Genomic DNA, 21,879 nt, shown 5'->3' on the forward strand with positions numbered 1-21,879 from the left:
GGTAAAGAAGAAAGAAAATGCAATTAAACATAGATTTCAATATTAAATCAATCCACGATAACGAAACCAATAGCAACAAATTGAGTGTCTCATTGGATGTTAACAAGAGTGTTTTAGAACATCTTACAGCTCTTGAAATGGCTAAACAAGCATTAGCCAACGCGCTCGAAGCATATGTAAAAGTGATGCCAGAAGGCATGGTCACTGATAAGGAGTATGAAAAATTGATAACTACACCACTTAAAAAATTGAAAGGGTTTGAAGTATGAAAAATATAATCCGAAAGATTTGGGTTCGTTTCCTCATTAAGCAGCTAAAAAAGGGAGTGATCGACAGTGATTCTGCCACAAGAGTACTTGTCCATTATACACTGGAACAGATGCAAAAGAACGGCGTTAGCGAATTGGAGATCGAATACTCTGCACCTGAAAGAACAGATGTAAAACTATTGATTTTGGCTTATTTAACTGATAAAAACTAATTTCTATGTTAAAAGCCAAAAGACTATCCGACGGACAAGTATTTCCGGTATGGAAGTACCTTAACGATAATAGCGGAATGATTTCTGTATGGTGCCGTGATTGGTACGGTCATCATATAGTTGGAGAAGATTGTAAATTAATTTGGGAGGAATAAACTATGAAAATAATAGACAACAGAGAACTCTTTGAAGTAGAGTTCAACAGTAACACTATGCATGTCTTAGCATTAGACTTAAAATCGGCCATTAGCCATGTTTTAGATGAACAATCAAACGGCGGCGAGGACGACTTTATTCGTGGTGAAAAACTAAGCGATAACGAGTGTATAAAGGCAGTCACTTTCGACGAAGAGACAGGTAAACATCTTAATCTTGTGGATTGGATCAAAGAGGAAATAAACACAGGAGATAAACCGATTATCTTAACATACACGGAAGTATGACCCTCACCAAACAACAAAGAGAAGCGCTCCGACTAAAGTATTCGGGGCGCTGCGCTTATTGCGGATGCGAATTAGGCCAAAGATGGGCAGCGGATCACATTCTCCCCGTCGTCCGAGATTGGGTTAATGGTGGATGCCAATACCCAGAACGCGATACATTTGAAAACCTAACCCCTGCCTGCTTATCCTGCAATACCATAAAAGGATCGTTGAGTCTGGAAAGTTTCCGAAAGGTCATTGGCGGTTTTATCCGTTCACTCAATAGAGACAGCACACAATACAAGTTTGCAAAGAGGTATGGGCTTATTGAGGAAATTGAAAGACCTGTTAAATTTTATTTTGAATTATGCCAGAATACTACAAATACAAAAACAACATCTATAAGCTCATAGATCATGCACAACATAAAACATCAGGTAGCGAAGATATCCCTGTAGTAGTCTACACGGATGGAAATATCCTGTATACAAGAAATGTGTCTGAGTTTTACGAACGATTTACACACATACCACATGATTCATTGGAGGTCGCAGTATTTGAGCTTAAATTAAAAGCCTAGACCAAAAATCTAGGCTTTTACTATTGGATCAACCCAATAAATCTTGTGATCTGTCAAATTAAGCACATCCATTGGTGAAACGTGACATTCAACAATATCCTCTAGTCCATCCCCAAGGACATACTTCAGCGTTTCCGCGGACTCGACAGATCCCTCCAATATAGTTCCTTCATCGAGCACATATAAATCCGATGTAATCATATTGACTTTGTTTTTAGTAATCCACTCCCGAAGCTTATCTTTGGTCATTAGGACAACTCTTTCTCCAGCTTCCTTTGCTTCTTTTATCTCTTCATCAGCAACGTCCGGAAATTCTTTCCTTACAGTCGCTTCGTACAGTTCCCAACTGCCAGTACGGATAGCTTCGTTTCTCAAATAAAGCTTTCGGCCGTACTCTCCGACTTCATTAAAGTATTGTTGCAATGTTTTCATATCTATAGTTCAATAAATACACTTCCGTTTAGGTCTTCTTCACGAATGTTGTTCAATGCATCTTGGATTACCAAAATATGTGGCTCATGAAATGGCACAGCTGTAATTCCCTCACAATCCAACGCAACAAGCCATTCAAAAACATTCGGTACCGTAATAGCCTTCCATGTGACATTTTCGATATCCTCACAATCTGATGGCGCAATTATGACATTATAGCCTTTTCGCTGTAGCTTTTTCAAGACTGAGTGAGTAACCTTTTCAAATCGCATTTTATTTGTTACTTTTAATTAAATATACAAAATTATGTGTTATCATACTTCCACTCCAAGCACGGCCCAGCTGGTTAAATAGTTTAAAAACCTTCAGGTGCATTACCAAAATGAGGAAATCTTTCATGTGAGTGGCTTTACTCGTCCCTACTTGCCAGTTACGCTTAACGCTGATCCTGGTTCTATTGTTCCGGCCCGGTGGAAACTCATTCCATTCTGGGTAAAAACTGAGGATGATGCAGCCAAATATGCGAACACATTGAATGCCGAATCGGAATCAATCTTTGAAAAGAAGTCATACAGCAATTATATCGGCAAAACCCGGGGCCTTCTTTACGTGAACGGCTTTTACGAACCTCATAAAGTAGCTGGGCAAAAGGACACTGAGAACTACTACATCTATACTCCCACCAAAGATATTTTCACCCTGGGTATCGTATACAGCGATTTCAAAGACTATGAGACCAATAACGTGTACCCGACGTTCTCAGTTATCACCACAGCTGCAAACCCTCTATTGGAGGAAATACACAACGAGAAAAAACGTATGCCGTTGATCATTCCCCCGGCCAGTAGGGATGCATGGCTTTCCGCTAGCACAAAGGAAGACATCCAGCAATTAATGATCCCTTATGAAGGTGAGCTATTAGCACACAAAGTATTCCGTGTAACCGGGGCTAAAGGAGATACTAACCGGCCGGAAATACAAGACGCTATTTAGGCTTGAATTGGGCTTGGTACGCTTCAAGCTTCCGCATGATCTCCTGTAGCTCTGAATTTGCTTTTGCTACCCATTCAGCCCGCTGTTTAACAGCAGCCATGGGGTTCATTATCTGGAAATCATCCCGGTTACTCCCACCACGTCTACCCTCAGTATAGATCCTTACCCAGGATGCAAGAAACTCTTCGGGCGTGTAGAACTTTCGCGTCACCTTATGGTAAATCCAGGCACCATTAAGCTTAGCATCGTTATACATCGATTTCACCACGATGGGGATTTCCATCTTCTTTTTTAACCACTCACGTTCCATAGTCCAAAATTAGAATTAATATTTGATAAATTACTAATAATATTAGTAATTTTAACACATGAAAACTCTAAAGGTACAATACAAGGGTAAGATTATACACGCCAAGTTTACTATTGAGGAAAAAGGTATGGGGCTGAGGGATTACTACATTCATCATAAAAACGGTTATTCCTTTTATATATTCCGTAAGTCTGAGGGGGTATGGCGGATTGCGTACGGTGACCTGGATGAGGACCTAAAGGAATCTATAATTGCCGCGCTGTCGGAAAGGTTTGGTTAAATGAAAACACCCGAAGCTTGGGGAGCACCGGGTGTTTTTACCTATTATTAACCTATTTTATGAACTCTAATTTAATTATTTTCTCCTTAAAAACCAAATTATCCCACAAACAACAATCAATAATCCCATGGCCCAACCAATCCAGTTACTGAATATCCCTGTTGCTGAGGGCTGTTGGTCAATATCCTTTGTCTCCCGTTGCCGACGGTCAGTGCTATCCCGGCCAGCTAAGCTATCCTTTGTCTGCTTGAATGATTCAGCCACATCCTTCAGAATATTACGAGCTTGGTTAGTCTTGCGCCTGGTGTAGGACACTATACTATCAGCTTTGAAGGTGACCGATCCGTCAGGTCCTACCTTCACGTCAGTACCAGGTGTTGGGAATATTTTTAGTTTATCATCGGTCTCGCTGGTTGTGTTTGATGTCTCCTTAGATTTATCCACCTTTCCGGTTGTCGTCTCAGTCGAAACCTTTACATCACTCGAAACTGACACAGCGTCAAGCTGCTTGTTAATCTTCGTTGTCTTTCGGAATAGCCCGCACCCTGATAACAGGATGCAGACAATCAATATCAGTGTTAATCTCATAACTTCTCGATTTTAGTGGACAGATCCGTTAGCTTTCCGGCTAGACTATCCAGTTTCGGGACAACATCCTCAATAGGTTTTACGAGGTCATTACCCCGGATTACTTCTATCTTAGTACTTGCGTCTGAGTACGTCGTACTGACCATCAGTATTAAAATGAACCATTTCATTTCCTACCTCCTATTTTATCTTTTTGTTGCTGAGCGACACTGTCGACCTTAACCGCTGCGCTGTCTACTTTAGTTGCGGCTTGGTTGACTTTCTCGACGGCCGGCTCCATTCTGTTCTTAACTTCCAATAGCATTTGTTGATACAGGCGCTCCTGCATTTCAGACTTATCTTCCTGCAAGCTGTTGACTTTATTGAATAGGATGATGATCGCCGTGAGCATTATCCCCATCATTCCAGTTACTAAACCTGTCCGTAATTTCCCCGTAATTCCGAAGTCTTTGAACTCCTTTTCTTGCTTGCTTTCTGCCATTATTTCCACAAACTAGCATAATAATTCACTTTGGCCCGACGATCGTCAAGGCCGTTATATCCCCCATTTACAGCACGGCATACTGCACGGATACTTGCTTCCGAAAGATCCTTAGCTTTGGCCCAGATGTTTTTGAAGTCGAACTCCCGGACAGCCGTGGTAAAGTAGTAGGCCGATTCCCCGATCAGATCAGGATTATCATACAACTCCTGGCCGCCATATCGTTTATAATCGAAGCCACCGGTACATTGCAATGCGCCGCCGCCACGGTATTTCCAGCCATCGCCGGGCTTGGTGTTTCCCAGCTCCGCGGCCTTTTTAGGATTGCCTAATCCGTAAACCCGTTCCGCTAATGCCCACGGATTGCCAGCCAAACGCCCTGCTTCTGCCACAGTGACTTTTGCCGAATGCCGGCCGACACCGAAAATTTGCATTATTCGTGGAGCTGTGTAGTTCATATTCTCCCGTACAATTGTGAACCCTCCGCTTTCGTGGTGGATATTGGCAAAGAAGTGTATCGTCTGAATACGGGTACGACCAAACTTTGCTGCAAACTTAGACAGTGTCTCTCTGCCAATAACACCGTCGGGAGCTGCCCCGACGGATTTCTGTAATTCCTTTATTCTATCTCTTGCTGTCATACCAAACTACTCTTGATTACCTCTCTTAACATATTGGCCAGACTCTCAGTCCCGAACTTTAAAGCATAGTTGTCGTTTCTGACATAATCAGGCACAATCTGGAAATTTTCGTTAATTTCCATCAGATAAGACTTATATCCCAAAGCATCATAATACTTATAGGTCATACCCCCACTAGCTGCACTACTCACCCTTACAAAAGGAACATCATCACCCTGGGGCGCAGTAGGTAATTTCTTCTTGTATTCTCTGGCCAATCGTCTTGCCCATGCTTGAGCAGATGGATTTGTCTTTTGAGTTGTTATAACCCATGATATATCCTTAGGGTCTGTAGTTGAATTTACAAACGTATGAAAGTCAAAAGCTATAGCCCCAGTAACAAACTCGGCTTGCAGCAAGGCAGAAACTGCCTGAGTTTCTATTTCGGATAAAGGAGATGGCCCCCTGTAATCCTGATCAGATGGATTATCAGAACCTCCCGCCCAACCTACTGGATAATTTCTGTTTGGATCGACTCCATTTAAATTCTTTCTCCCAGGACTTAATCCTAACGCATTTTGATTCCATTGATAGGGACTTGCGCAAGCCACAACAACGAATTCGCAGTTCCACCTTAATGCTTCCAAAAATTCATCATCTTTCCATTGATTACAGATAGCATCCATAAGAATCCAAGCAGCCATGCCGCAAGTTTTCTCCCCACCATGAGTAGCCGCTGTTATGACTATCTTCAATCTTTCGTCACCTCCAAATCCTGTGTTTTTAATTAGGTTTGATGGCCTGAACCTGTAATAATACAATGGCAGTCTAGCTCCTCCCGTGTCTTCTTGTTCGCCAAATTGTGTCTTAGATACGTAATCTGGGAACTGTGAAACCAATCCATCATACAACCCATATAGATAGTCAACAAATTGATCCTTCAATACTATTGGGTCAGTATCTGTCATGCTTAATGTTGTTGTAGCGTTGTAATATGGCACATCAGTATCGAAAGAAAACTTTCTTTCTAATGTTACCTGACCTGAAGGCCGAGGTTGTCCATTGACATAATAATCTGGAATGCCATTTACCACTAACTCGTTGGTTGAGGAATTATGGTAGAATGTCGCTATCATAACCAAAGCTGTATCCAACGAACCCATCTGAGATATCAATGAAGTAATTAGAGTGCCGCCTGACCGTTGAAACAACAGAGCGTAATAACCACTTGTGTTCGCAGGGAAATCAACAATCTGACCGGCGGTTATCAGCATTCTCTCATTTGGAATGACTACAGCTGAGGTGCCGGATGTTAATATCTTTCGGTTTGCCAAATCAAAATTGATGGAACTTGCCGGGCCGGAAAAGAAACCGATGTTTCTCGGATTTCTCTCTTTCCACCTAGCCGAAACACCAGGTACACTACCTACAATTGGATTGGGATCTTGAGCTACCCATTCCCTGCCATTATACATAACGGATTCACCAACCCTATAAGCCCTATCAACCCATGATGGTAAAATAAAACTTCTAGGCTGACTATTAATAAAATAATCAGTTATTCCATTAACATTAAATGTATTAGTATTACTGTTATGATAAAAAGTCGCTAGAAAAAACAGACGGCTTGATACTGTATCAAGTGAAGCTATAGGAACAATACTTATTACTCCTGCAATTGTGGATAATATCGCATAATATCCACCTGTTTCCGATGGAAAATCAATTGTTTGCGGAGTATTAATGATTATCCTTTTATCATTTATACTAAAGGAAACTGTACCTGTAATATATAACTTCCTCTCATTAAGATTGAAATTCAAATATGAAGGCGATGCAGTCAACTGACCTCTACGGAACTTATCTATAGGTAACCACCGATCTGATATCTCAGGCTCAGAACCTTCCAATGTATCTTGAACAGCTTCCCAAAAATAGTTCTTGTCATAAACTACACTTCCGGACTTGTATTTCCTGCCTACCCATGTAGATTTATACCCTTCTTTTTTTATACTGTTCACTAGGTAGTCTGCTAATCCATTTACCACAAATTCACCCGTAGTATTATTGAGGAATACCGTCGCTATGAATAGGTTAGTATTTGGCAATGAACCTAATGCTGTTTGAAGATAAATAGCAAAATTAAGGGTTGAAGGATCAAAAATTAATGCATAATAACCTGTAGTTTCTACCGGGAAGTCTATTGTTTGCGGAGTATTATAAAGATATCTTGTCTTACCGATATTAACTGACCCTATACCCGTAACTGTCAGCTTCCTTGTTACTACGTTGAAATCGAATGATCCTGAATCAGAATTAACTACACCAATAGGTAAAGGCTGTTGTGGCAACTCCACACTACTCCCTAAGCTCCAGGTGGTGCCGTCCCACCATAGATTCATGATAGATCCTTCTGGGTTTGTAAATGTTTGACCATTCCAGGTCCAGTCTCCTGGTTCTATGATCTGCATTTTACGTGTTTCACCTGATGGTCCTGCAGGCAATGCCCCGGCCGGGACTGGTTTCATTTCTATGCCTTGAATACTTATAAATTGATTGGCTAATTCAAAATCGGTATACTGTGCTTCCCCTGTAGCGTTTTTACCTATCATCATTTTGTCGGCTCCGGTAATTTCCGTAGCCTTATCCATTCCGTCCCAAAAATTTACTGTTGCCATGTTTTACTTTATATTAGAATCTTCAAAATATGAGTAGATGTACTCTTTAGTTTCTCTTTCAGTGTTTACGATTTCTGCTAGTACTCCGGTAAAACTTGATCTGAGATAATCAATTGTTCCCTCTACTAGGATGAATCGTTTATTGTTTAAATACTTGCCGATGTTGGCCGTTATATATCTATTTTTATTGTCCTGTAAATAGTCGTTATTTTCATTTACCAGTATGTATTTCTCGCTTACACATCTTATTGCAAATCGGTTGAATGGATTAATCCTGTTAAGATCAAACCCTATTCTTAACTCATCGTGTGCACGGGCGTATGATTTTGTAAATTGCCTAAGTGAATGGAGTAGTAATGGCTGGCGTGTATCATCCCAAGGGGTGTACCAGTCTTTAGTCATCTGACCTTCTTGATTGTATATTATGCTTAATGAGTCTTCGCGGTACGGGTAGAAATATCCATTCTGACCAAATGTTTGAAAGTCACCCCACATGATATTACGACGATCTGTTGGCTTTGTAAATCTTTCTTGGAGCATTGTTTGGAATACTACTCCTTTGGGGACCTGATTGTCGTTATTAAATGATATAGTAAGGTTTTTAATGAAGCTTGTTATGTTTATTAATCCATCATTCCATCCACTTTTTTTGTATGCTACATTAGGATACAATCTCACAAAAAATATCGCTGTTTTCATGTCATAATCCTGATCTGATCCAGGAGCTATATTTATTGTTTGTTCTAATACAATATCTGCTGATACTTGGCCGCTCCTGTATTTATCAGGAAATACTACCGGAATAACATCAGTTGTTGAAGTATTGACAGGCCAGAAATAATAGTCATTAGAGAACTGCTGTTTCCATATTGTTCCTCTAGGATCTGAATTAACATCAGGGGACAACGAAAACAATGATTCAACGCCAGCACTGTTTTTAATTTTCATAAACAAACCAATGTTCAGACCTGTATTTGGTTTACCAACTGCTGAAATGTTTAATGTAAAAGATGATTTTTCCCCATTATAAGTAATTACCTTAAAATCTTCTGATTGAATAATCCAATCATCAATGTTAACTGTATTTGGTATCGGGGGAAAATTTTCAGAATCATCTGATAAATTGATTATCCGGTAATTTGACACTAATGGCCTATAAAAGCTTCGTTCAACATCATAACTGACATTTCCATTATCGTTATATAAAGTTGGCTCAAAGTTGGATAATGATGTTTGCAACGGAACATCAGGATTAACAGTCCAATAATCTATATTATCCACTTCATTAGTATCGCTACTGAAAGTAAAATTATATGGATAAATCATATCAGGCCCGTTATTAAGAAGATATGTATTTTTGGCACCTGCTGGGATCACAGTTCTTTCACCACCAGTATCAATTTCGTTAAAAAATGTTTCTCCAAAAGTTACATTTGATTTTGATATGAAATTACCAGTATAACCATATCTCCATAAGGTACCACCACCAATTTCATGGTTATATTTATTTACAACCCACCATTCCCCATTGTATTGAGTCAATAGGCAATTAAACTCATCTAAAATACCTTGTATGATAGTATAACACTTTTCTAGATCCCCTTTCTCGATATCCTTTATTGCCCTCCATTCTGACACAAATGATCCTGCCAATGGATTTATATCTTCACTAACAAACTGATCACAGTATAGATCACACACTATATTAATCGGCAGATCTAAGCTTGTTTCATAAAGGCATTTAACAAGGATGCTTAATTGAGAAACTTTGTCTGTAATCAAGGTATCAACTGGGTAATCAACATCCTTAAGTATTCCTAATCTATCGGAGGCAGTCAAGCTAATTACCGGGTTACTTTCGATTGCTACATTAAAAAAATCAGGAGTTACAAAACCTATCCATTCAATTTTATCGTTATACTTGAAGACACACCTCAATTCTGTCTCATTAGAAGTAGCCAGGTCATCAATGTTAAAAAGCATGTCTTCGTAAAACTCCATGGTCGCCGAAGTTGCTCGGATAGCCCCTCCCTTCTCTCCCCTATCATTTCGAAATGTTAATGAAAAAGGATTTGCACTTCCTTCTATCTTATTTTTATCCCGTTCTGGATCATATGTACCATCTACATTAACTGTAATAAACCTTCCCCGGTCATCTTGTAAATAGTCTTCGTTATTTACAATAATAAATGCCTGTCCTACATATTCATCTACTTGTAGTTCTATCGTAAGTTTGTCACCATCACGATTACAATAGTTCAATATGTATTTAGTGTTATATGCCATTATGATAGTCTGTTGTTACGGGTGTTATTAATATCGAATGAGCCTACTAAATCATCGCCCTTTATGCGTAAATCCACTGTTTGCTGCCTTTCATTATTGTATAATGCTCCACGATAAGAAGAATAGTCCTGTGATTGATATCCAAAATAACCGCCATTAGTACCTGATTCTACAGACCTACTAACGGATGATGATGCAAATGACCCTAAAGCAACTAAAGCAGCACCTGCAGCAATTGCTAAAAATGGGTTAGATACCATAAACTTGAGAGCAATACCTGCAGTACCAAAAGCTATCATTTGCTCCCCAATTTGCTTAGCAAGTCCCCCCAGAGTTGATATCAAAGAGTCGCCAATAGCTCCTAAAATATTCCCACCTGTGGCTAATGCTTCGCCCAAGGCAGACATTGAATTAGATATAACCGACACTAATCCATCGCCCATTATTTCACCAATAGCATCACGCGTTGTTTCAAATCTTGATTTAATATCATCAAGGCCTTTAGCTAAAGGATTTATATTTAAATCACCAGGTTGAATATCAGGTAGGGTAAAATCTAGTGAAGGATCGGCTGTTGCGGGCTTCATTTTAGATATTACAGCATCAAGCTGTTCCTCTAATTTCATGCCCCCTATTAAGGCTATTTTGAAAGGATCAACATTACCGATTTCCTTGATAACTTCATATATTTCATTGTATTTAATATCTATGTTTTCAAGCTGGGTAATTAATAAACGTTGATCTCTACCTTGTTGAATAAACTGATTTAACTCGGTGTTTAGACCTGCAATTTTATCGGTTAGGTCCTCTACCTTGTCAACTCCCAGGCCGTACTGATTATTGACGGCAATCTGGTTTGTTATAGCTATATTCTCAAGATCATTAATACCTTCTTGTAATACTGCTCTTTTTAATAGGTTATCTGCTTTTTGTTTTTCAAGTTTAGCAATACGATCATTTAACATCATTGATCGATCAAGTGCATCAGCCGTTCTTATAGCCACTTCTGCTTGATCTTTACCTGAACCAAGTGTTACACTATTTCGTAAACTTTCAGCCTTAATCTTATTTTGAGCAATTGCGGTCTTGTTGAGATCAATTTCTTTTTGCAATGCCTTATTTGTTTCATCTAAGGCAATTTGCTGTGAAAACTTTTCACCAATCTTACCATATGCCGCCTGTGCTCGTGCAGTTGCTAAAATAGATTTACTCAATTCATCGTATGCTCCTTTAGCTTTCCCCAACATTATCTGTTCAGAATTGAACTTCCCAAATAATTCTGGATACTGCTTAATTAACCTTTGAGCAGCATTTTTACGCTCATCAACACTTTGAGTTGTATCTTGTGAAATTGAATATAATGCTCTTAATTCAGAAGCTTCTTGACCTGATGACTTTGCTGCTTCATACATCACTGTAGAAACATCAGAAAGACTTTCCACAAGCTTGTCAAATTCACTTTTGTTATCCTTTGTTGCTTTATTAGCCCTTTGGGACCACATTGTATAAGCTGTCCATGCTGAAGTGATAGCAGCCACACCTAACGCTAGAAGGTTACCAGATGAAAGCATGCTGGCAAAGGTTGCTTTTATTGCGGCCCCTGTACTACCTGTTTGAGACTTTAGTACAGCAAAGTTTGAAGTTAACTGTTGAATATTGTTACCAATACCCATCATACCGAAAGGAGCATCTTGTATAATCCTGTTAAATTCCATCGCAACACCATTTGCAGCTCCGAATGACCTTGTTAGGTTATTTACTCCGTTTACCGTTGATGGAGGAACTATATTTTTTGTAGCATTGCCTGCCTGTAATCCAAGGTTTTTTAATCTTTCAATCTCATCCTGCGTCTCTTTTATCCTGATATTGTATTTGGAAATACTTTTAATATCAGTAGCATTCTCAAGGTTTTGTTTTAATAATGTTAATCTATTTTGGAGACCGCCAATAGAGTTACCGTTTACTTTCTTAAAAGCATTGTTAATGGCATTAATATCCTTTTGGGTCTTGCTCGCAAAATTATCGAACTCCTTCCCAGCTTTTTTAATATTACCACTCCAGTTGGTTAAATCTGCTTCAAGTTTTGCGCTAAACCCCATTTTTGCTTTGTTTTTTCTCTAAATAATCCTTGTATTCTGCTAGATATTTTTCTTTGGATCCTTGAGACACCACATTATTTTTTCTTTCTCCTTTCATAGGTAGGAATTGGTCTAATGTTGGGATCTTTTGAAGCTTAATGTTTGATGATATATGTGAGTGATAGGCAATAAATCTGACCTTTTGCATTTCCTCTTTTGACTGCCTATTGTATGAATAGCATTTAAGTAGATATTCATACCATGCCATTTTATAAAAATCATCAAGACGCAACCCCAACTCTCCAACAGCAAAAGATAAGTGATCTATTTCCCAGTCGATTTTAACTTCTTTGATGATGTGTTTTTTTTTGACTCCTTAAGATCATTATCTACATCATCATCCCCTGATTTTGGTTTGTCAAATATCTTCAAAACATCTTCGCCAAAAGCTGAAACAAGAAATAGATTCCTGATCTTAACTATTGATCCTGGATCTTCTTTACTCATATCATCTATTACATCGTACATCTCATCAATAGATATTTCGCTTAATTTTGCGCTTCTCCCACTAGTTTCACATATCCCGAAATAGATAATCTCAGCTAATGATTCATATACATTAGAAGAAATTCGGTTGAGAATTGATGGTAAATCAATTCCCCAACCTTTTTTCTCCAAATTCATCATCACCCAGCTGCCAAAACGGATTTTTACTTCATCCCCCTTGAATTTTATAGTTGATTCGTTCATGATTAATAATTATTAAGGGGTTACGTGAGGATCAGTTTCTGATACGTCACCGTTAATGGTTAATGATGCTGTGAAAGTTGCGTCATCAGTTGCGGAGTAGGTATCAGATACGTTTGTAATTGTCCCTTTGAAGTACATAAATCCATCAAAGTCACGCTCTAATCTGAATTCATACACAGTACCGTCGCTGATCTGCTTACGGGCCATGTCTTTTAATTCTGCCAAAGAAGCTTTTGCCGATTGTCCGCCAACTGCTGTTGTATCGATTACCTCCCCCTCGATATCTACCGTCTCGGTAAGCGTTTTTGGACGTCTTACTGTTTTGCCCTGGGTACACATATTAACCTTATCAACTGTTTCAATAGCCAATTGATGTGATGATTGTGTAAGGCACGCGATAGGCTTCCACGCACTGGCGGTTGTATCGTATACAGCTAATCCGCCATTAAAACCGTTTGCATATTTTTCGTCTGCCATTTCTTTATTGATTTACTATTATTGAATAAATTAATATCTTACTTAAAGCCGTTTGGCCATTTGCAAACTCATCTGTTTGCTGGACAATTGGGGCTAAAACCTTTTGTATATTGATGTTTTGAGATGATAGGTTGTGATTTCGACCAGTACGGATAGCTTTCTTTACAAAATCAGCAATTGACTCTGATATTGATCTGTCTGTAACGCCTGCAGTTGAAAACTTGGTAACAATACGGATTGTTATATTTTGTTCCATTCGTTCGATGCACATATTCTGAATAGCTCCTAAATTCTCCTGTTGATCTTGAATTACTATATAACATGACGCACCTCTAACAACCGGAATAACTACATTAGGATTAACCAAACCATCAAAAACAGGAATCACCTTACTTTCAATTGCTATATTGCTGATAGCTTCAAATACTGCTGTTCTTACTGCTTGTGTCGATTCCATTAGCTTTTAACCTCTTGGTCCAATATTTCTTGCAACTTCTTCTCAAACTCTATTTTTACTATCAGAAAATTATTGTACAGATATGGCTTTCCTTGTAAAGTACCTTGGCCGTTAACATAGAATGTCATTGCTATATCCTTTATCCATTGGGGATATGGCGCCAATATATCCGCTGCAAATAACCCTGTTCCAAACTCAATGTATGCCGGCAAGGGGTCCGAACCCATAACACCAACTTCACCCTGCAAACCACCTTCTGATATCTTCTTTTGGACTACGATAAAGTTTAGACTCTCTCCTGATTGATAACTATGAGTATTCAACGACCTTTGAGCCATTATTTCAATCCTGGTAAGGCTGTCAATAACCAGCTTTCTTATCTTGATAATTACTCCTGTCTGATACTGTTTCAGATCCTTAGTGACAGTGTTTATCAAAGATGACCCTCTAGCCATTATTTGGCTTGGTTATATCAAATACCCACTCTTGACCTGTACGGCAATTTTCAACCGTTGGCGATGTGATAATCTGATAGTCGCTACCTTTCCATTCTACTACCATCGCGATAGTAGGATCAAAGTTTTTCCTTACTTGGACACCTATCCTGTAAGTTGCAGGCAATCCCATCTGTACCTGTTCAATGTTCCGGCTTTGCTTTAACTGCTCGATCCTGGCCCATGTAGATAATACTTCAACATCAGTTTGAATCCATCCCCCTGATCCATTCGATACGGTCTCGAACGTCTTGAATTTTATCTTCTGGTCATATCCTCCTAGTCTCATCATAGCTTAAAACATTGGGTTTGTTGAGTTCTGTCTGTACGTATAGATAGATGCATTGTTAACTGTGCTTTCTGCTCCATCACCACCGAAATTATCCCTTTTTGCGTAATCGCTCGCCACGTCCTGGATAACTGCTTTTTGAACATCTTCCGGCATTGGCTCATAGGTTGATAAGGTGGAAATAGTATAGTTTCGTCCTGTCCATTTTTCAGCCTTATGAACCGCCCCATTTAAGAGAGTGGTTAAGTACTGATCTTGGTCAGTGAAATCTATATTAAGAGCATTCTTTACATCGTCCAACGTTACCATAACTAACAGCTTTTACACGGTCCTACTTTCTTTGTCTGCTTTTTAACAGCAGCCTTAGACTTTTTCTCTGATTCGGTTTCCTCCACATATTCGGCTACTTTGGTACGGACTAAATAATTGGCTGCTCCGTCTCTGACTTCTCCTACTGTTCCAGCCTTTTGCCCGTTGTGGTCTTTTAATAATTTTACCTTTGCCATCTTATTTACCTTTTTGTGCTTGCCAGTTTTTCAAATCAGCATCATTGATGAACGCATCGTTATCCGACTTTTCCTCTTTGTTTTTACGCTGGTTTAAAACATAGTTACCGAATGATACTAGGTCTTGCTCAGAATGCTGTCCAGTGTTTGATAGTAACTCTAATCGAACCTCCAAAATGTACAGATATTCGTGCATGTGTTTCTCTTGGTTCCACAACAGCATCTGATTCACATTGGATAATTGTTTAAAGTTTTCTGCCTTCAAAAACTGACATAACCCATTATACTTTGTTTTTAGCTCATCTCTTTCCTTTTTGAGCCTATCTAAAAATGTTTCAGCCATAATTGATTTGATTTGTAAAAAAGGCGGCCGTAACCGCCTTTCCCAATTAAAAAATATATAACCTAAGTATGAGCCTATGGAGTAACAGGAACTAATGGGCCTTTTACAATTGCCTTGTTATTGAAGATTGCTAAAGTTGCACGGCCTTCTATACGGAACATGATTTTGTTACGTTTTGCTAATGCAGCATCTTCGAACATTCTTAACTCTGGGGCCAAGCGAGTGACATAAGCCAAGGCATTACGGTCAAAGGTCAAGAAGTCTGTCTTAGCAATACCTGTAGTTGTAACTACATCTAAACCGCCAACAGTTAACTTGCCATTACTGAACGCCATTGAACCAGCAGGAAGGTCATATTCACCTGAACCATCTGCTTTATTCAATCCCAGGCTAACTGCGGCACGAGGATTTAAAATAGAGTGCGTTGGTTGATAGAATTCGTTAGTATCTTCTACGATTTGTCCCCACCCTGCATCAATAATGCGATCAACTGGACCTGTGAAAGTTCCATTATAAGCTGTAGCTGCTGTCAACATACCAGTAACCGGATTAGTGTCTGTTGATCCGTTAAGGATAAACTTGTTTTCCGCTGTTTTGTAAGATATAAGCAACTTAGCTTGGAGGTATGATGTTAACCATGAAATATCATCCAACATCTCACGCTCAACGATCACATACCCTGCAATCCATTTGAAAAACGCAGCCTGACTTGTCAAATCGTAATCAACCTGTGGCTTATCAACGGCGTGGTCAGTCCATAACCCAACTTCACCCTCGCCACCATTCTCCTTTGGATAAAGGATTGAATTGCCACTAGATGATCCCCCCGGGATAATATCTGATAACCAAACGCGATTGTATGGATTAACGATCAAACCTGTGCGCACATCTTGGATAAACGGTGTCGCGTTCGGGAAGTTGTTAGCGATAGACATATCACCGACAGCTTTCAAAGCAATTGTGACCTCAGGGCTACCCTTTTTAAAGTTTTGGATTGCATCCTTATTTGCTTCAATAGCTTCACCAAGATATTGGTTGAATGATTTTGTCACCGGCTCGTCGTCACGCGTAATTTGTGATGCCTTTTTGATTTGAGAAGAAAGTTTGTCCAATTCTTTTTTGGTTTCTTCTTTCTCTGTTGCGATAGCCTTATTTACTGCTTCCTCTGCAGCTTTTTCAGCTTCTTCTTTGGAGATAAAACCCTTTTCTGCCAAAGCTTTGTTAACAGCCTCAGTGGCTTTTGTTTCAGCTGCTTTATTAACAACCTCTAACGCTTCCTCCTGTGCTTTTTTTTCTTCTTCTGTCATTACTTTAATGTTAAAACTTGAAAAAATGATTTGTTCACAGTCGGCTCATCCGTCGAAGTGGTTTCGTCTGTTGGGGTAATTACTCCCTCACCGCTCGGCTCCTCGTCAAGTGACTTTAATATTGATTCGATTTGTTTTAGTCTCTCGTCAGAATATGGAAGGTTGAACATTTTCGTCAACAATCCCATCAATTCAGATGGAGAATCAGCGCTTTTTAACGCTGTTACAAGACTTGTTCTGTTTGATTGTTCCTTGGTTAGGAAAGAATACTCTTTTAAGCGGTATTCCTCTACAATTGACTTATTCTTGCCGTTACGCTTCATGATCCAGGCACCTATAGACATACCGGCTTCAAATCCGTTATCTACTAGGAACTTCACATCATAAAATGCATCACGGCCCAAATTGGTCTTCATGTTAAACTGGGTACCTGTCTTTAATCCTATTGGATCTTTTGCATCAATAAATGCAGGAACACCTATCAATTGATTATCATCATGGTTTAGGTATACTTTGATAATCTTTGCACGTTCGTTTACTGTTTTTAGGAATGAATCAGGGCTAGAAATATCACCGTGGCTATCTTTTAGGTTATATGTGTTCGCATAACCTTCAACATAACCCTTTACATCATCTAGTTCAGATAAGTTAGTGGAAATTGATTTCTGTAAAAATTCACTCATTGCTAAAAATATTACTAAACAAAGCTAAAACAATTAGCATATTTTAGCAAGTATTTTGCTAAAAATTTTTACATATTTTAGCAATGTAGATTTATTTAGCAGAATTTAGGCTTTGAGCATAGCTTTCAGACACGTAGATTACAATGCATGAACAGTTGACAACGTTCTTTGCGCTTGCACCTTCTGAGTGTGGGCGCTGCATCAATTCGGTGGTATTGTCTTTAGGATCGTATACCTCAAATGCTTGGTTTTCGGGGATAGCCTTATCGTTATCCATTTGCAGGTGCCATCTTCGAGGTTCTTTGGCATACCTATGAATCCATAGCTTATAAATTGGTTCGCCTGTTTCCTTTTTCCAGTCATCTTTAGCCTGATCCTTTGCCATGTTGGCAACATTGGCTAATTCAGTACGGGTTATCATCTTGGCCCTATTGATCAACATGTCGTCACCAAGCTTTTCGACCATGTATTGGGCTATCTTATCGAAATCTAAACCCATTGCTTGACCTGTGGCTAACGCTTCCTGGATAAGTCTTTTTGTAGTGTCGTTTATACCTGTAACCTTTCCGGCCAGTGACTGAAAAATATAATTTGTGATAATCCGTCCCCAGGTATTCAGGAAAAAACTGGCATCTTTGCGGACCATCTGGGTAAAGTTATTGTATTGAAAGGTTGCAAAAGCGATAAAGACTTCCTCGTACATAGGCTTAAGGGCATCGAACAACGGTTGATCGTTGAATGCACCATAACTATTTGCTGATTGCCTGATCTGCTCTTTAAGTGCATTGAAAATACGTTTGGTGTACTTCTTCTCAAAGGCGTTAAGCATTCTATCCTGTGAGAGGATTACTCTATTTAACTTTTGCTTTGCTCGGTTCATATTTTACCAAAGGAAAATACCGCCATAGATGGCCCATAACAACACAACCCCAATAAGGCATAATATGGATGTAAAATCCATGCCTCCTTCATCAACTGTAAACATCCTTGCGATCAATAATGCCGTAATGACTATCACCACGATCAAATGCCAATAAACTGTTATCATAAATTATTATCTAATGTTATTCCACTTGAAAAGTCAGACAATGGCACCATGCCGCCTGCTATAAAGATCTGATTAGCGTATTCTTCCTCTACTTCATCATATCCTAGCATCACACGTACTTCATTGATAGTACAAACCTTAAGCAATGCTTCAGCTTCATCGCTGGATAGCTTTAATTCGTCGTATACGCTTACATCATAGTCAACCTTGTAGTTTTTCTTATCCCTTTCAGAAAAAGGCTTCACAAGCCATCTATTTAATGCATCTTCCTCGATCGATAGATAAGGGACAACAACGTCAGTAACTAAAGATAGCTTAGCTTCTTCAAGGTTATGCTGTATCGGGTTTTCGTTGAATAGAACAGGATTTACACCCCATAACCAAGGAAGTTTAAACCCTGACCATTTGAGCCCTTCCAATACCGCCAAAGCTGTTGGGCTCAGTGCCATTGAAGTATATTGCAAAGGCATCGAAGAAACGACTACTTTGTTCTTGTTGTCGGTTCCGTTGATCTTTTTATCTACAATATCGGTAGTAGCTTTATTTTGATCAGGAGTCAACCATAATTTAGGATCTGCATGGTTAGGGCTTAAGATACCCTTTGCCCCTTCATTCTCTGTGCTGTTGATCCAGGCTTTCAATGAAGCATCGTTAAGCTGCAGGTACTTCAATCCAGACTCAAGCGGAGCCATACCCCTATCTTGACTTCCCATCGAATCATATTCAGGGTTTGCCCTTTTGATCTGAAGCACATCTTTAGCATCCAGTGTACGGTTAAACCCATTCAATAGGTTCAGTTTCCATCCTGTTATTGGATTGCTTACATCGCCACCACCATAAACAGGAGTCATAAGGTTGGCCGGAGCAACATATAATTCAAGCGCTATATCGCTATCGTCGGCCGTCTCACGGTAAAGGAAGTATTCGCCCTGGGCATTGTAGAATATACGGCCTAATTCTGATAGATCACGCCATGACTGTTTGGGGTTTGGGTTTTCCAATAGTGCTTGAAGATCCTGACCTGTTGTAGCGAATTCAAGGGCTTTGGTAGTGTATATCTTATACTTGCTTATCTCTATCTTTGATTTCGATTTCTTGCAGCTCTTGTACACCTTAGCCTTTTGGTCCGGCTTCTCCTCGTATAGGTAAATTGGAGCAATTAAGGTCTTTTGGACTATCTTGTTGATGATGGAATAAACCTCGGGGTTTGATTTATACCCTTTCTTGATATAATCCTCACAGCTGTAGTTATAGAACACCACATCATTAAATCCGACCAGATTGCCGTAAAGTATGGTATTAAGGACATTGTCCAAGTGCCTTTTATCTGTTTTAGGCGCAATACCCAACGCCTTTTTTGCATAATCTACAATACCCATTTTATTTTATCCTATTGAGAATTCAAACTTAAACCTATACTCAAACCACATTCGCATCATTATCATATCTGCATAGTCAGGGGATCGCCCTAACAGTTCTTTTATCTTTTCTTTTGGTAATACCGCTTTGGTAGTGTCCTTATCCATATCATGCTGTTTAACTTGCTCCAGCTCTTGGATAATGCAATCTTTTATTTCACTATCATCACATGCTACAAATATCCCTGCTTCATTTATCTTCTTAGCCAAAGCATAGTACATTTGACTCTTAAGGTTACGATAGTTTTCCGGCTCTTTAGTTTCGGGATTATCGAGAGGGGAACTGTTGTTTACGAAACCGTTACATTCAAGAATATCTACAACCCCACCGCCAACACCGTCCTCATCGACTATAATATTGGACATTGGAACAAAATATTGCTCCTGCAGTTCTTTAATAGCCTTTGCCGCTTCCGTTACCTTGTTCTTTGGTATCGTTACGATCTTAATTAGCCTGAATCCTGACCAAACCCCAATAACTGTCTTATCCCTTCCAAAACGAGCGATATCCGCTGTAATAAACCGTTCCCCTTCATTGACAAATGAGTTGCTGAATATGTCCAATATCCTGATATACTCGATCAATGCAGCTGGGTCATCGTCATACTCCCAATTACCATACAACAAACGCTCTTTCTCGTTTACTGTCAATGTCCTTTGTAGGTTTTCAAGATATCCTTTAGGAAGTTTCTTGTTATCTGACGGTAGAGCCTGAATAAACTTGCGCCATTCTGGTATTGTACCCTTTTTGCTCGGCAAGTAGTAGTCGCGGTACAGGTAGTTTTTAGATGGGTTACAAGTCTGTAGTAGCTTTCCCGTAAGGTTATATACATCATTCTTCCAACGACCTATTGAAGCATTAAGATTGTTCTTAGCTGCTTCCTCAAACTCCCCTGCCTCCTCTATCCATCCCCTAGTCATCTGCATTGAACCAAAACGATAATATTGCGGATCCGAGGGGAGGTATTTAGCTTCTAACAGATAAACCCTACTGTCATTATACAGCTTGAAATAGTTATCCTGTCCATTGAAAGAATAGTAATTACTTGTTATCCCCCAGTGGTTGAACACCTCATGAATAGAAGGTATCGTAAACTTACGGATATCGTTAAGCTTCTTTCTTGATATGAAGTAGTTTGTTGCTTCATACATCAAAGCATCACCAAAAATCAAAGAACAACCTAAATATGATTTGCCTGACCCTTTGGAACCTCCATAAGCAATATCAGCAACTACAGGATCAACCCATAATTTGCATACTTCTTTTTGCTTATCGTTGCCATTAGTATCAAACGTTATTTGCATTACTTAATCACCATTCCTGTCACTTGTTCTATTCTAGCATTTACCTCGTGTTCTTGCTTATCAGTAAGCCCCAAATCGCGAGCTATTATATTGGCATTAAAGGCCCCAACTGTTGCCCCTTCGAATTTTTGATTATAAATAACTTCCTCAATGCGCGTAATGACCGTCGAAAAATCTTTTTCATTTTCAGGTAATGATTGCTTAAATTGTCTAAAATAAGCTGCATTACAATCCAAAAACAAGCAAAGCCCTTGAAGTGTATAGGGCCTAGCTGTAGGTACTTGCATCACAGTGCCAGCCATATCACCCGATTTAATGGCTTCTGATTTTAACCATGGGTTTTTATCACACCATTCGAAATACTCTGTAGCAGCTTCCCATAGTAAATTAGACGAGCCAAAAAGCTTATCTCTACCATGTTTTGATCGAAGTTTCCAAAATTGATTTCCTTTAGGTGCTGCCATTGCTAAAAATTTTGCTAAATAAAAACAAATATAAGCTAAAAATTTTAGCTATAAAAAATTTCACTGCTAAATTTATTTGCAAAAAGAAAAGCCCCAACTTTTCAGAAGG

At 39.2% G+C, this 21,879-nt stretch carries 32 protein-coding genes; 7 read left to right on the plus strand and 25 right to left on the minus strand.

The features are described from left to right. The first annotated feature begins 17 nt into the window (after positions 1 to 17). From HX021_RS08280 to HX021_RS08295, 5 genes are all read left to right on the plus strand, one after another. The gene (locus HX021_RS08280; protein WP_286589680.1) at positions 18 to 269 is read left to right on the plus strand and encodes a hypothetical protein; all 252 of its coding nucleotides are present in this window, start codon (positions 18 to 20) and stop codon (positions 267 to 269) included. Continuing rightward, on the plus strand, positions 266 to 481 hold the full coding sequence (locus HX021_RS08285) for a hypothetical protein (RefSeq protein ID WP_286589681.1): 216 nt from the start codon (positions 266 to 268) through the stop codon (positions 479 to 481). Before HX021_RS08280 ends, HX021_RS08285 begins: the two co-directional genes overlap by 4 nt. Before the next feature lie 158 nt (positions 482 to 639). Further along, positions 640 to 924, plus strand: a complete 285-nt coding sequence (locus tag HX021_RS08290) for a hypothetical protein (protein WP_286589682.1) — start codon at positions 640 to 642, stop codon at positions 922 to 924. Then, positions 921 to 1,316 carry an HNH endonuclease gene (locus HX021_RS21680; protein ID WP_353621025.1) on the plus strand — a complete coding sequence of 132 codons (396 nt, stop codon included), beginning with the start codon at positions 921 to 923 and terminating at the stop codon, positions 1,314 to 1,316. The genes HX021_RS08290 and HX021_RS21680 overlap by 4 nt, the downstream gene beginning before the upstream one ends. Beyond that, complete coding sequence (locus HX021_RS08295; protein ID WP_286589683.1) at positions 1,271 to 1,483, plus strand: hypothetical protein; 213 nt, start codon at positions 1,271 to 1,273, stop codon at positions 1,481 to 1,483. Before HX021_RS21680 ends, HX021_RS08295 begins: the two co-directional genes overlap by 46 nt. A 9-nt stretch (positions 1,484 to 1,492) precedes the next feature. Here HX021_RS08295 and HX021_RS08300 read toward each other — a convergent pair whose 3' ends face one another. Beyond that, positions 1,493 to 1,915 carry a hypothetical protein gene (locus HX021_RS08300; protein ID WP_286589684.1) on the minus strand — a complete coding sequence of 141 codons (423 nt, stop codon included), beginning with the start codon at positions 1,913 to 1,915 and terminating at the stop codon, positions 1,493 to 1,495. A 2-nt stretch (positions 1,916 to 1,917) separates the two neighbouring features. Next, on the minus strand, positions 1,918 to 2,157 hold the full coding sequence (locus HX021_RS08305) for a hypothetical protein (RefSeq protein ID WP_286589685.1): 240 nt from the start codon (positions 2,155 to 2,157) through the stop codon (positions 1,918 to 1,920). 127 nt (positions 2,158 to 2,284) lie between these two features. Here HX021_RS08305 and HX021_RS08310 point away from each other — a divergent pair, with 127 nt between their 5' ends. Beyond that, positions 2,285 to 2,908: an SOS response-associated peptidase gene (locus HX021_RS08310; RefSeq protein ID WP_286589686.1), complete on the plus strand. Its 624-nt coding sequence runs from the start codon at positions 2,285 to 2,287 to the stop codon at positions 2,906 to 2,908. Here HX021_RS08310 and HX021_RS08315 read toward each other — a convergent pair. Continuing rightward, on the minus strand, positions 2,901 to 3,218 hold the full coding sequence (locus HX021_RS08315; RefSeq protein WP_286589687.1) for a hypothetical protein: 318 nt from the start codon (positions 3,216 to 3,218) through the stop codon (positions 2,901 to 2,903). The two genes, HX021_RS08310 and HX021_RS08315, sit on opposite strands and share 8 nt — an antisense overlap. A gap of 58 nt (positions 3,219 to 3,276) precedes the next feature. Between HX021_RS08315 and HX021_RS08320 the strand changes: the two genes are divergently transcribed. Beyond that, the gene (locus HX021_RS08320) at positions 3,277 to 3,498 is read left to right on the plus strand and encodes a hypothetical protein (RefSeq protein WP_286589688.1); all 222 of its coding nucleotides are present in this window, start codon (positions 3,277 to 3,279) and stop codon (positions 3,496 to 3,498) included. A 75-nt stretch (positions 3,499 to 3,573) separates the two neighbouring features. On the opposite strand, the gene HX021_RS08325 is transcribed toward HX021_RS08320, so the two are convergent. The 22 genes from HX021_RS08325 to HX021_RS08430 form a co-directional block, all read right to left on the minus strand. Then, positions 3,574 to 4,086: a hypothetical protein gene (locus HX021_RS08325; RefSeq protein WP_286589689.1), complete on the minus strand. Its 513-nt coding sequence runs from the start codon at positions 4,084 to 4,086 to the stop codon at positions 3,574 to 3,576. Beyond that, on the minus strand, positions 4,083 to 4,256 hold the full coding sequence (locus tag HX021_RS08330; RefSeq protein ID WP_286589690.1) for a hypothetical protein: 174 nt from the start codon (positions 4,254 to 4,256) through the stop codon (positions 4,083 to 4,085). The genes HX021_RS08325 and HX021_RS08330 overlap by 4 nt, the downstream gene beginning before the upstream one ends. After that, positions 4,253 to 4,567, minus strand: a complete 315-nt coding sequence (locus HX021_RS08335; RefSeq protein ID WP_286589691.1) for a hypothetical protein — start codon at positions 4,565 to 4,567, stop codon at positions 4,253 to 4,255. The genes HX021_RS08330 and HX021_RS08335 overlap by 4 nt, the downstream gene beginning before the upstream one ends. Then, entirely contained in the window at positions 4,567 to 4,959 is a 393-nt protein-coding gene (locus HX021_RS08340; RefSeq protein WP_286589692.1) for a hypothetical protein, read from the minus strand. The genes HX021_RS08335 and HX021_RS08340 overlap by 1 nt, the downstream gene beginning before the upstream one ends. A 245-nt stretch (positions 4,960 to 5,204) precedes the next feature. After that, positions 5,205 to 7,865: a M14 family metallopeptidase gene (locus HX021_RS08345; RefSeq protein ID WP_286589693.1), complete on the minus strand. Its 2,661-nt coding sequence runs from the start codon at positions 7,863 to 7,865 to the stop codon at positions 5,205 to 5,207. A gap of 3 nt (positions 7,866 to 7,868) precedes the next feature. Beyond that, positions 7,869 to 10,151, minus strand: coding sequence for a hypothetical protein (locus HX021_RS08350; RefSeq protein WP_286589694.1), 2,283 nt, complete (start codon positions 10,149 to 10,151; stop codon positions 7,869 to 7,871). Continuing rightward, positions 10,151 to 12,250 carry a hypothetical protein gene (locus HX021_RS08355; protein ID WP_286589695.1) on the minus strand — a complete coding sequence of 700 codons (2,100 nt, stop codon included), beginning with the start codon at positions 12,248 to 12,250 and terminating at the stop codon, positions 10,151 to 10,153. Before HX021_RS08355 ends, HX021_RS08350 begins: the two co-directional genes overlap by 1 nt. 303 nt (positions 12,251 to 12,553) lie before the next feature. Continuing rightward, on the minus strand, positions 12,554 to 12,979 hold the full coding sequence (locus HX021_RS08360; RefSeq protein ID WP_286589696.1) for a hypothetical protein: 426 nt from the start codon (positions 12,977 to 12,979) through the stop codon (positions 12,554 to 12,556). Positions 12,980 to 12,991: 12 nt separating this feature from the next. After that, positions 12,992 to 13,456 (minus strand): hypothetical protein, encoded by a 465-nt coding sequence (locus HX021_RS08365; protein ID WP_286589697.1) that lies wholly within the window; start codon positions 13,454 to 13,456, stop codon positions 12,992 to 12,994. Between the two features lie 4 nt (positions 13,457 to 13,460). After that, positions 13,461 to 13,913, minus strand: coding sequence for a hypothetical protein (locus HX021_RS08370; protein WP_286589698.1), 453 nt, complete (start codon positions 13,911 to 13,913; stop codon positions 13,461 to 13,463). After that, positions 13,913 to 14,368 carry a hypothetical protein gene (locus HX021_RS08375; RefSeq protein ID WP_286589700.1) on the minus strand — a complete coding sequence of 152 codons (456 nt, stop codon included), beginning with the start codon at positions 14,366 to 14,368 and terminating at the stop codon, positions 13,913 to 13,915. Before HX021_RS08375 ends, HX021_RS08370 begins: the two co-directional genes overlap by 1 nt. Beyond that, positions 14,361 to 14,699, minus strand: a complete 339-nt coding sequence (locus tag HX021_RS08380; RefSeq protein ID WP_286589702.1) for a phage head closure protein — start codon at positions 14,697 to 14,699, stop codon at positions 14,361 to 14,363. Before HX021_RS08380 ends, HX021_RS08375 begins: the two co-directional genes overlap by 8 nt. A gap of 3 nt (positions 14,700 to 14,702) precedes the next feature. After that, the gene (locus HX021_RS08385; protein ID WP_286589704.1) at positions 14,703 to 15,005 is read right to left on the minus strand and encodes a head-tail connector protein; all 303 of its coding nucleotides are present in this window, start codon (positions 15,003 to 15,005) and stop codon (positions 14,703 to 14,705) included. A 2-nt stretch (positions 15,006 to 15,007) separates the two neighbouring features. Then, the gene (locus HX021_RS08390; RefSeq protein ID WP_286589706.1) at positions 15,008 to 15,202 is read right to left on the minus strand and encodes a hypothetical protein; all 195 of its coding nucleotides are present in this window, start codon (positions 15,200 to 15,202) and stop codon (positions 15,008 to 15,010) included. Position 15,203: 1 nt separating this feature from the next. After that, the gene (locus tag HX021_RS08395) at positions 15,204 to 15,545 is read right to left on the minus strand and encodes a crAss001_48 related protein (protein ID WP_286589707.1); all 342 of its coding nucleotides are present in this window, start codon (positions 15,543 to 15,545) and stop codon (positions 15,204 to 15,206) included. Between the two features lie 74 nt (positions 15,546 to 15,619). After that, positions 15,620 to 16,852 (minus strand): phage major capsid protein, encoded by a 1,233-nt coding sequence (locus tag HX021_RS08400; RefSeq protein ID WP_286589709.1) that lies wholly within the window; start codon positions 16,850 to 16,852, stop codon positions 15,620 to 15,622. Then, entirely contained in the window at positions 16,852 to 17,535 is a 684-nt protein-coding gene (locus HX021_RS08405) for an HK97 family phage prohead protease (protein WP_286589711.1), read from the minus strand. Before HX021_RS08405 ends, HX021_RS08400 begins: the two co-directional genes overlap by 1 nt. A gap of 91 nt (positions 17,536 to 17,626) precedes the next feature. Then, complete coding sequence (locus HX021_RS08410; RefSeq protein WP_286589713.1) at positions 17,627 to 18,415, minus strand: putative phage head morphogenesis protein; 789 nt, start codon at positions 18,413 to 18,415, stop codon at positions 17,627 to 17,629. Positions 18,416 to 18,418: 3 nt separating this feature from the next. Further along, positions 18,419 to 18,583 carry a hypothetical protein gene (locus tag HX021_RS08415; RefSeq protein ID WP_286589715.1) on the minus strand — a complete coding sequence of 55 codons (165 nt, stop codon included), beginning with the start codon at positions 18,581 to 18,583 and terminating at the stop codon, positions 18,419 to 18,421. Beyond that, positions 18,580 to 19,962, minus strand: a complete 1,383-nt coding sequence (locus HX021_RS08420) for a phage portal protein (RefSeq protein WP_286589716.1) — start codon at positions 19,960 to 19,962, stop codon at positions 18,580 to 18,582. Before HX021_RS08420 ends, HX021_RS08415 begins: the two co-directional genes overlap by 4 nt. Before the next feature lie 6 nt (positions 19,963 to 19,968). After that, positions 19,969 to 21,306 (minus strand): phage terminase large subunit, encoded by a 1,338-nt coding sequence (locus tag HX021_RS08425; protein WP_286589717.1) that lies wholly within the window; start codon positions 21,304 to 21,306, stop codon positions 19,969 to 19,971. After that, a complete protein-coding gene (locus HX021_RS08430; protein ID WP_286589718.1) occupies positions 21,306 to 21,770 on the minus strand; it encodes a DNA-packaging protein in 465 nt (154 codons plus the stop codon). Before HX021_RS08430 ends, HX021_RS08425 begins: the two co-directional genes overlap by 1 nt. Positions 21,771 to 21,879 lie beyond the last annotated feature (109 nt).

Origin of the sequence: Sphingobacterium sp. N143, assembly GCF_030325625.1 — a bacterium.
Taxonomy (GTDB): domain Bacteria; phylum Bacteroidota; class Bacteroidia; order Sphingobacteriales; family Sphingobacteriaceae; genus Sphingobacterium.